Below are 9,505 nucleotides of genomic sequence, written 5' to 3' on the forward strand. Positions count from 1 at the left end.
CATGTTCAACCCCGCCAACCAGACCCACTTCAGCCTGACCCTCGACGGCCTCGAGCACGACCTGCAGGTCCTCGAATTCAGCGGCCGCGAGGCCCTCGACCAGCCCTACCGCTTCGAGGTCGAGCTGGTCAGCGAGAAGCCCGACCTGGACCTCGCCGAGCTGCTCGGCAAGCCGGCCTTCCTCGCCTTCGCCCCGGATGGCAGCGGCATCCACGGCCTGGTCCACGATGCCGGCCAGGGCGAGTCGGGCAAGCGCCTGACCCGCTATCGCCTGACCCTGATGCCCAAGCTGGCCTGGCTCGGCTATCGAACTAACCAGCGCATCTACCAGCACCGGACGGTGCCGCAGATCATCGCGCAGGTCCTGGAAGAGCACGGCATCCTCGGCGGCGCCTACCGCTTCCAGCTCGGCCCGACCGTCTACCCCGAGCGCGACTACTGCGTGCAGTACGACGAGACGGACCTGCACTTCATTCAGCGCCTGTGCGAGGAGGAAGGCATCCACTATCACTTCGAGCACTCGGCCAAGGGCCATGTGCTGGTGTTCGGCGACGACCAGACCGGCTTCCCCAAACTCGGCCAGCCCACCGCCTATGTGCAGGACAGCGGCCTGGTCGCCGACGAGCCAGTGATCAAGCGCTTCGCCCTGCGCCTGGTCACCCGCACCAACCAGGTCAGCCGCCGCGACTACGACTTCGAGCAACCACGCCTGCTGCTGGAGACCAGCGCCAAGGCCAACTTCCAACCCAAGCTGGAAGACTACGACTACCCTGGCCGCTACACCGAGCGCACACGCGGCAAGCACCTGAGCCAACGCGCCCTGGAACGCCACCGCGCCGACTACCAGCTGGCCGAGGGCGAGAGCGACCAGCCACGCCTGGTGACCGGCCACCTGCTGGAAATCTCCGACCACCCGCGCCGCGAATGGAACGACCTCTGGCTGCTGCAGGAAGTGCTTCACGAAGGCAAGCAACCGCAGGTGCTGGAAGAGTCCGTCACCAGCTTCCTCGGCGGCGGTCTCCCCTCTCCCTCCGGGAGAGGGGCCGGGGGTGAGGGCGCATCCGCCAACTCCGACAACTTCCACCAGGGCTACCGCAACCGCTTCAGCGCCACCCCCTGGGACGTCCTGCACCGCCCCGCCCTGCGCCATCCCAAGCCCAAGGTGCTGGGCAGCCAGAGCGCCGTGGTCACTGGCCCCAAAGGCGAAGAGATCCACTGCGACCAGTACGGTCGAGTCAAGGTGCAGTTCCACTGGGACCGTGAAGGCCAGGCCGACGACACCAGCAGCTGCTGGCTGCGAGTGTCCTCCAGCTGGGCCGGCGACCGCTACGGCGGCATCGCCATTCCGCGCATCGGCATGGAGGTGCTGGTCACCTTCCTCGAAGGCGATCCCGACCAGCCACTGGTCACCGGCTGCCTGTACCACAAGGAGCATGTGGTTCCGTATGACCTGCCGGCAAACAAGACCCGCAGCGTATTCAAGACCCTGAGCAGTCCGGGCGGTGGCGGCTATAACGAACTGCGCATCGAAGACCGCAAGGGCCAGGAGCAGATCTACCTCCACGCCCAGAAGGACTGGGACGAGAACGTCGAGCACGACCAGAAGATCCGCATCGGCCACGAGCGCCACGACAGGGTGGAAGCCAACAGCTACACCGAGCTCAAGGCCGAGGAACACCACACCACCCACGCCGAGCGCAAAGTGGAGGTGAAGGCCGAAGACCACCTGACCATCGCCCAGAACCAGCACATCAAGCTCGGCACCGCCCAGCTGACCAAAGCCGGCCGCGAGATCCACCTCAAGGCCGGGCAGAAGATGGTCATCGAAGCCGGCGTCGAACTCACCCTCAAGGCCGGCGGCAGCTTCATCAAACTCGACCCCAGCGGCATCACCCTGGTCGGTCCCCTGGCCAAACTCAACGCCGGCGGCGCCCCGGGCTCGGGTACTGGTATCGCCATCAAACAGCCGTTGCAGCCGGGGATGGCGGATAAGGACAAGGCGGGGAATCTGTTGGATGAGGCCTGGCTCAACCCACTCAGCAATTGCGAAAACAAGCCGCAACCGGCGGTGTGCGAGGAATGTCTGCGCATCGCCCAACGCAAGGCCCAGGCCCTAGTGCCGCGCTGACCCGACTTAGAATCAAGGACGACTCATGCCTACCCATGCCTCCACCTGGCTGGCCATTCTGCAGGAACAGGCGCTCAGTCATCGGCTCGCCCATGTCGACCTGCTGCTCGACACCACGGGACTGAAATACCCGCTCTGGCAGAGCCTGGCCGATCTGAAGAACGAACCCGGTATCGCCCTGCTGCTCGACGGCACTCCCGAACAGGCCCTGGCCAAGCAGGGCCCTGTCCTGCTGCGCCTGCAATGGGCCGATCAGGAACATCGGCTCTGGCTACAGCAATTGTTCGACTCTCTGCACCGCGAGCCGCGCCTACTGGCCTTGCTCAGCAATTGGTCCTTCATCGAGCTATCGGAACATTTGCGTCACTGCACCCAGGCCGAGTGGAATCAGGGGCGCAGCGGCGGATTGTTGCGCTACTGGGACCCACGACTGTTCTTTGCCGTCAGCGAAACCCTCACACCCCAACAAGGCCGCTGGTTCCATGCCCCGGTCAGCGCCTGGCATTGGCTGGATCGCGATGACCAACCCCGCCAGTTGGCTGGCCAGTCGGCTCATCCCAGCGAACTGCCTCAGCCTTTACCGACAATGGAATTGAGCAATGAGCAGGTTGCCGAACTGGTCGCCTGGATGGATGCCGAGGATTACCGTGCATTCACCTGCGCACAGCACCAGGAGTACGGTCTGCCCAGTCGGGAAACTCTGCAGCAGCACTTGGTACGTGCCTATCTCGATGCCAACCAGCAGGGCATTGTGGATATCGACCAACGCAGGACGCATGTGCGCGAATGGCTGGCCCGCAACTCGTCGATATCGCCAAGGGCCCAGCTCGCATGAACCGTCGTTTAGGCTGGCTGCTCTGCGCCAGTGTCCTAGTACTTGCAGGCTGCGCTCCCGCCAAACCCAAAATGCTGGCTGCACCTGTGATGGGCTACAACCATACCTCTGCCGCGATTAATAGCTTCAGTGTGAATGGCGCCGGCGGAGCCGGCATCGGGCCACATCAAGGGGGCGGCAAGCAAAGCTGTTGTGGCGTATTACCCGCCCAGTGGCGACCCGGCCTAACCGCCGTAGTGGAGTGGGAAAAAGACCCAACCCCCCACGTGAACTGGCCTGAACCCCTGTTTTCGGACGCCTGGCGCAAACGGATGGAAGAGCATGAGCGCCACTACAGCCGTCACCGTGCCGAGGTCGTGATCCCTCACTACGAAAAGAGTTGCGGGTACCAAGTTCATTTCCTCCCCTGCGATCAAGTGCAGGTCAATACCACCTGCTTTACCCCGCAACACCCCGACTATCCCTACAAGGAACTGTTCCAGCTCAAGGAGCCCAAGGAATGCCCTGCCTCATGAAAACCTGGCTTAGCTGTGGCGCTATCTGCGCGTTATTGCTCGCCGGCTGCGGCCCTGCCAAGCCCAAGATGCTGGCCGCGCCGGTCACGGGCTACAACCACACTTCTGCAGCAATCAATAGCTTCAGCGTTAACGGGGCTGGAGGATCAAATATAGGACCGCATCAAGGAGGGGGAAATCAGAGTTGCTGTGGATTACTCCCCGCTCAGTGGCACCCCGGCCTAACAGCCGAGGTGGAGTGGGAAAAGGACGCAGATCCATACAGCAGCAGCAACTGGTCAGAACAACGTGACTCTGAGGCTTGGCATGCCAGGATGAGAGAAGAGGTCAAGACTTGGACTCATCACCGCGCAGTAGTTGAGATCCCTCGCTATGAGAAGAGCTGCGGACTCCAGGTTCATTTCCTGCCTTGTGATCAAGTTCAGGTGAATACCACCTGCTTGACTCCGCAACACCCAGATTATCCCTACAAGGAACTGTTCCAACTCAAGGAGCCTAAAGAGTGCCCAGCGCCATGACACAGGGAAGTGCCGGCAAGGCCAATGCGTTGATTGCCCCTCCATTTAAAAACGGCCTACCCGATTCGCCACAGGCCGTAATGAACAATCTGAGCAAGCGAGAGAGAGATGAAAATCAACACATCTCGCATACCAGACAGAATTCGTTGCAGGCAGGCGGAGCCATTAGTAGCAACACCTGCTGCCAATCCTTGCATCTGTCACTGTTCTTCGACGGCACCAACAACAACAGGCACGCGGATGAGCGCGAGCCGCTAAGTACTAGCAATATTGCCCGCTTGTACCATGCGACCGTGGATCACTCTGAGGGAGAAGGAACACAGAGCCACTTCCGCTACTACTGCCCGGGCGTCGGTACAGCCTTTCCGGAAATCGGCGAGCACGAGCCGCTTTCGAAAGGTCTTATCGGCGCGATGGGTGGGGAGAATCGCATTAACTGGGGGTTGACTCGCCTGATCGACGCACTGCGTAGAAATCTTCTGAACACGATCCTAGACGATTCGGAAACCCAAGATCTGCTCTCGACAATGAGCACCGTAATGCTGACCCCAGAGCTGATCAGCAATGGCAAACGCAATCGTGAACAAGCCTTGCGGCCCTTGATCAACCAACTCGAAGCCACATTACTGTCTCACAAGGAACAGCAGAAGAAGCCTGAGACTCTCTCCCTGCGCCTGTATGTCTATGGCTTCTCCCGAGGCGCCGCGGAGGCGCGAACCTTCTGCAACTGGCTGCTGGAACTGGTACGCAAGCCCCGCGCCAATGGCGAGCCGGAATACCGCTTCGCCGGCCTGCCGATCTCCATCGAGTTTCTTGGCATTTTCGATACGGTAGCGGCCGTCGGTCTGGCCGACAGTTTCCCCTTCGCCGCCGGCCATATGAGCTGGGCTGACGGCACCATGCGCTTGCCAGACGAAGACACCCGCCTGCCGGAAGACCAGCGCTTTCTCAATCGCTGCGTGCATCTGGTCTCGGCCCACGAGCAGCGCGCCAGTTTCCCGCTGGACTCGATACGCCGGCGGCCACGCAGTGAAGATGGAGAGCCGGACAAGAGCCAATCTTCAAGCTATCGGGCAAACAGCGTCGAGTACGTCTATCCAGGCATGCACTCGGATGTCGGTGGAGGCTATCCCGCCAAAGATCAGGGCAAGGCCATGCAGGAAGAGCTGCTTTTATCCCAGATCACTCTTCATCACATGTATAGAGAAGCCTTCGCCTCTGGCGCGCCTCTACTGGTACCTAAAGAGATGATCTCGAAGGATGCCTCGGATCGAGAACCAAATTTGGCCATGCTCGACATTAGTAAGCGGGAGTTTTCTATCTCTCCCATGCTTATTGAGCGTTTCAATGCCTGGCAGGCCAAGGCAGGCAAGGAGGCGCCCCTGGAGGAAATTGTCGAGCGAGAGACCGAGCTGATCACCGGCTGGCGCATCGACCGCTACCACAATGGCCTGAACGGCAGCAGCTTCTACGAGAACGTAAAGAGGCAACCGGACGAATCAGAAGCCGTTTGGGATGCCCGCACACGCCTGCACGCGCATAAGCTTGATGAGAAGAAACGCGAGCGAAACGGCGAGAAATTCGTTAGCTGCGCAGAGCGCCTCCAGGCCAACCGCGCTCTCGCGGAAGGTGATTGCTCAAGTTACTCGAAGTTCGATGAGGACATCCGCACCGTCGGTGGCCTTGGGGAATACCAGAAGCTGGAAATCGAAAAGGCCTACGAACCAACCCTGGATAACCGCCAGCTCCAGGGAGCCGCCGCCGAGTTTTCCCGCGACTACCGCGGTGACTGGAAGCCCGTGGAGGATGATCGAGGCTTCCTTTCCGGCGTAATCGACTCACTTTCCGGTGTGATCTATCTGATCAACGAAGAAGACGAAGCCACTCAGTTCAAGAGTATCCATACCGACGGCACGGCCTGGTATCACAAGCTCTTTGTGGATAAAGGGAAAGTCGCCCCTGGCTACGAGTCGCTCGTCGCCCTGTTCGACGATCATGTCCACGACTCCCGCGCCTGGTTCATGAATAGCTCGGGTTTTGCCCCCAGAGAGGTATGGACCGACTACTTCCGTTACCGCCTGGTGCACTTCGATCAGGAGTCGAACAAGTCGCTGACGCCGCTGCTGACCGCCGGTCGAGTCATTGGCCTGGCCATAGCCGTCGGCAGCATCGGCCTGGCAGTCAAACGCCGTGATCCCCGCTACTTGTTGGGTCTGATGCTACCGACCCTAGGTGTGCCGGTGATCCGCGGCAAGCTGCCAATGCCAAACTCCCAGAGCCTGCCGCAGGTCAGCGCCTTCGACCCTCTCACCGGCATCGCCTACCCGATGATGGAAGGCATCGATCACCTTCGCGCTTACACCCGCGAGCCTGGCACCGTACTGCGTCAGGTCCAGGCAATGCCTCTACCGCAACCACTCACCGAACAGACCGCAACCTCACCCGAGCTGAAGAAAATCTTCCAGGCCGCACAGGCAGCCAAGGCGGTGGCCGATGCCAAGGAAGGCAACCCGATGGGGCTGATTGATGTGGTCGCTGGGCAGTTGAGTGATGCGGAGCAGCCTGACAAAACCAAGTCTCCGGGTTGGCTCGATATGGCTGGCGATATGGTCGGCAACAAGTTGGGCATCGGCTGATGCCCAACTTAGTCCAGAGATCGGCGCTAGCCTTGATAGGGTTACTGGCTATCAGCTCCACGGCATTTTCCAAAGAGATGGAGCCTCTGCCCTACAAAGAAGCACTGGCCGCTTTCAACGCGGCTGGTCATGACAGCCCTGGAGTTTGGCTCTGCGGGTACAGTCTTACCGATCAGCACTTCGCCACAAGGAACGGTTTGTCCCCATCACTTATCGAAGTAGATGAACAATTCCTCTATATCCGTAATGACGGCGAGATAATCGAGTTGGAGACCAACGATATCGGCAAGCCAGTCTTGCTCTACCGCTCCCGAGACGGCGAGATCACCCTGACGATGAAAGTGCTGAGGCAGTTCAACAAAAGCGAGTATGGCGAATCACATGATCGACATGCCGAAGCGACTCTGCGCGCACCGCACACAACGATCAGTGCCTTTCTGTTGGGCCGCTCGTGTGGAATCTGATCGAGTAAATCCATCTGCTAAAGAAGAAAGCGGGCTCCTGGCCCGCTGTGGGATGCAAATAAAGTTTCATCCTAACGGGAACGATTTGCTGGGCTGGCTGGGAAGCTCACTGCCCGACCTGTACCTAAAGCCTCATCCTAATGCCTCGCAGCGGCCTTCAAATGGTCGGAAAACCCCGGAGCCATGCGAATAAAGTGTCATCCTTACCTGAAATCGTAAGTCGTTGATTTCTATTGTGACCTTGCTAATTTCCTCCCTGATTGCGGCCTTGCAGGCCGCAATCATTGGGGGTTCCAGGGGGCGGACAAGGCCAGAACCCGATTGCTCGGGATGACACTTTATTTCTAAGGATGAAACTTTATTTGCATCCCACACCCGCTTTCTTGTTTCACTTTCGGCTTATTCCACTGTGACACTTTTTGCCAAGTTTCTCGGCTGGTCTACATCAGTACCCTTCAGCACGGCCACGTAGTAGGACAGCAGCTGCAGCGGCACGGTGTAGAGGATTGGCGCCAGCACGTCGTGAATGTGCGGCATGTTGATGACGTGCGCACCCTCGCCGTTGCCCAGACCGGCGGCGCCGTCGGCGAAGACGATCAGCTGACCGCCACGGGCGCGGACTTCCTGCAGGTTGGACTTGAGCTTTTCCAGCAGCTCGTTGTTCGGCGCGACTGTGACCACCGGCATGTCGGCATCGACCAGGGCCAGCGGACCATGCTTGAGCTCGCCGGCCGGGTAGGCTTCGGCGTGGATGTAGGAGATTTCCTTGAGCTTGAGCGCACCTTCCATGGCCACCGGGTACTGGGCGCCACGACCAAGGAACAGGGTGTGGTGCTTCTCGGCGAACAGCTCGGCGACCTTCTCCACGGTCTTGTCCATGGCCCAAGCTATAAGCTCTTTGGAACCAAAGCACATAGGAAACCTGATTTTTATCGAGATATAGAAACACGAAGAAGTCAATAGAAAAAGAATTAAGATACTAGCCAAGCTCATCGCTTACCAATAATTTGACGACAGCATTGAAGGCAGAAAAATTTCTTTGTGCAAAACAAGCGGCATCATGACCTCTTGTCTAGTAAAGACTCAAATTTCTGGGCTGATGAGCTACAAAAAGAGGCTATGTCGCTGACAGTCAGTATGCGCAAAAACTCAAAGGCATAATATAAGCGTGGAACCTTTAGTCAAATTTTTCCTAGCTCTGGCAATTTCAATAACCTCCTTAACCTCTTACCCAAGCGAATTTTGCGAAAAAGTCAATGAGAGCACATATAGAGACGAAATTTACTTAACTCCACCAGGGCAAATATATCTAGTCACTGGACCTGATAAGTTATATCTCCACAGCGCTCCAAATAAAAAATGCTCATATGATGAAAAAATATTTTTGATTAAGAATGACAGGGTACAGGCTTATACCGAGCTTAATGAATTCCTATCAATAATATACGTTAGAGAAGATGGTGAAACCTTAGAAGGATGGGCCCTTAAAGAAAAGCTCTCTAGGACAAATGAGAGAGTTAGTCCCTAAATTACGAAGCGCGACAGTTGCACTCAGCTCCTGCGGCCGCTCTTAATGTTCTGGCGGCTGACTCAATAAGGCCCATGTTATTCCAGACACAATGGTCAAAGCTCTTGAGGGGTCTAAACGCAGTGGAAGCTAAACTCTCAAAATTAATAATGCTCGCCCTCGCATTCTGCATACCTGCGCTGAACGCTTTTGCTGGCAGCTCCGAACCAAAATTTGAGGATTATAAGGTCGACAGTGTCTTTGCAGGACCAAATCATTCTCTAGAGAGTTTCGATCAGAGTGATGATAAATGGATTGCATATCGAAGTAATGCAATAAAGCGTAAGGTGAATTTTGCAGGGCATTATGTAGTTTATACAGGCGGTTGTGGTGGTGGTGCTGTTTGTGGAGAAATTCTCGACGCAAAAACAGGTAGAATTGTTGCAGGCTTCCCAAACGCATACCTACTCGACGACCCAGATGGCAGCTACTATGACGCCGAATTTCGCCCTGAAAGCCGCTTGCTAGTTATACATGGAACAGCAGCAGATCCCGAGACAGATCAACAGGGCAATCGACTACAAGCAATCAATCGCACTCGCCACTTTGAATTTAAAAACAACACGCTGATACTGATCCAAATAGATTGATCAGCAATACATATTATCGAGCTCAACTATTGCGAGACCATCGACTAGTCCTACCACTTCGAGGTCGAGCTGGTCAGCGGGCGCCCTAGTTGCTCGACAAGCTAACCTTTAAAAAATGGAAACGAGACTAGTTAAATTAGGCATATCTATGAAGTTCCGCCTATTCCATCATTTGTAAAATAGTTACCAGTCCGCCAAGAGTAAGCTAGGAGCATGATGGGTTTTATAAGAACTAGCGCGCTGCCCCTAGGG

8 protein-coding genes and 1 pseudogene are annotated in these 9,505 nt (G+C 57.1%); 8 read left to right on the forward strand and 1 reads right to left on the reverse strand.

Translation table 11 applies throughout. The features are described 5' to 3' along the window. The first annotated feature begins 1 nt into the window (after position 1). The 6 genes from tssI (at position 2) to PA6_RS18325 (ending at position 7,096) form a co-directional block, all read left to right on the forward strand. A complete protein-coding gene (gene tssI, locus PA6_RS18305) occupies positions 2-2,128 on the forward strand; it encodes a type VI secretion system Vgr family protein (protein ID WP_021702451.1) in 2,127 nt (708 codons plus the stop codon). A 25-nt stretch (positions 2,129-2,153) separates the two neighbouring features. Next, a complete protein-coding gene (locus PA6_RS18310) occupies positions 2,154-2,963 on the forward strand; it encodes a DUF4123 domain-containing protein (protein ID WP_021702452.1) in 810 nt (269 codons plus the stop codon). After that, positions 2,960-3,478, forward strand: coding sequence for a DUF3304 domain-containing protein (locus PA6_RS18315; protein WP_043216988.1), 519 nt, complete (start codon positions 2,960-2,962; stop codon positions 3,476-3,478). The genes PA6_RS18310 and PA6_RS18315 overlap by 4 nt, the downstream gene beginning before the upstream one ends. A 68-nt stretch (positions 3,479-3,546) precedes the next feature. Then, positions 3,547-3,996, forward strand: a complete 450-nt coding sequence (locus tag PA6_RS22910) for a DUF3304 domain-containing protein (protein ID WP_255209939.1) — start codon at positions 3,547-3,549, stop codon at positions 3,994-3,996. After that, positions 3,981-6,632: a T6SS phospholipase effector Tle1-like catalytic domain-containing protein gene (locus PA6_RS18320; RefSeq protein WP_021702455.1), complete on the forward strand. Its 2,652-nt coding sequence runs from the start codon at positions 3,981-3,983 to the stop codon at positions 6,630-6,632. Before PA6_RS22910 ends, PA6_RS18320 begins: the two co-directional genes overlap by 16 nt. After that, positions 6,632-7,096 (forward strand): hypothetical protein, encoded by a 465-nt coding sequence (locus PA6_RS18325; protein WP_043216993.1) that lies wholly within the window; start codon positions 6,632-6,634, stop codon positions 7,094-7,096. Before PA6_RS18320 ends, PA6_RS18325 begins: the two co-directional genes overlap by 1 nt. 399 nt (positions 7,097-7,495) lie before the next feature. Here PA6_RS18325 and PA6_RS18330 read toward each other — a convergent pair. After that, positions 7,496-7,984, reverse strand: a pseudogene (locus PA6_RS18330) (SIS domain-containing protein); the annotation flags it as partial. Between the two features lie 280 nt (positions 7,985-8,264). On the opposite strand from PA6_RS18330, the gene PA6_RS23475 reads away from it, so the two are divergent. Beyond that, the gene (locus PA6_RS23475) at positions 8,265-8,624 is read left to right on the forward strand and encodes a hypothetical protein (RefSeq protein WP_021702458.1); all 360 of its coding nucleotides are present in this window, start codon (positions 8,265-8,267) and stop codon (positions 8,622-8,624) included. A 122-nt stretch (positions 8,625-8,746) separates the two neighbouring features. Next, a complete protein-coding gene (locus tag PA6_RS22915; RefSeq protein ID WP_255209938.1) occupies positions 8,747-9,253 on the forward strand; it encodes a hypothetical protein in 507 nt (168 codons plus the stop codon). Positions 9,254-9,505: the final 252 nt, after the last annotated feature.

It is taken from the genome of Aquipseudomonas alcaligenes NBRC 14159, from assembly GCF_000467105.1.
In the GTDB taxonomy this organism is placed as follows: Bacteria; Pseudomonadota; Gammaproteobacteria; order Pseudomonadales; family Pseudomonadaceae; genus Aquipseudomonas; species Aquipseudomonas alcaligenes.

Bases quoted from the DNA above. Each gene is read 5' to 3' on its own strand.
- tssI (WP_021702451.1), top strand. From the start codon at position 2: ATGTTCAACCCCGCCAACCAGACCCACTTCAGCCTGACCCTCGACGGC.
- PA6_RS18310 (WP_021702452.1), top strand. From the start codon at position 2,154: ATGCCTACCCATGCCTCCACCTGGCTGGCCATTCTGCAGGAACAGGCG.
- PA6_RS18315 (WP_043216988.1), top strand. From the start codon at position 2,960: ATGAACCGTCGTTTAGGCTGGCTGCTCTGCGCCAGTGTCCTAGTACTT.
- PA6_RS22910 (WP_255209939.1), top strand. From the start codon at position 3,547: ATGCTGGCCGCGCCGGTCACGGGCTACAACCACACTTCTGCAGCAATC.
- PA6_RS18325 (WP_043216993.1), top strand. From the start codon at position 6,632: ATGCCCAACTTAGTCCAGAGATCGGCGCTAGCCTTGATAGGGTTACTG.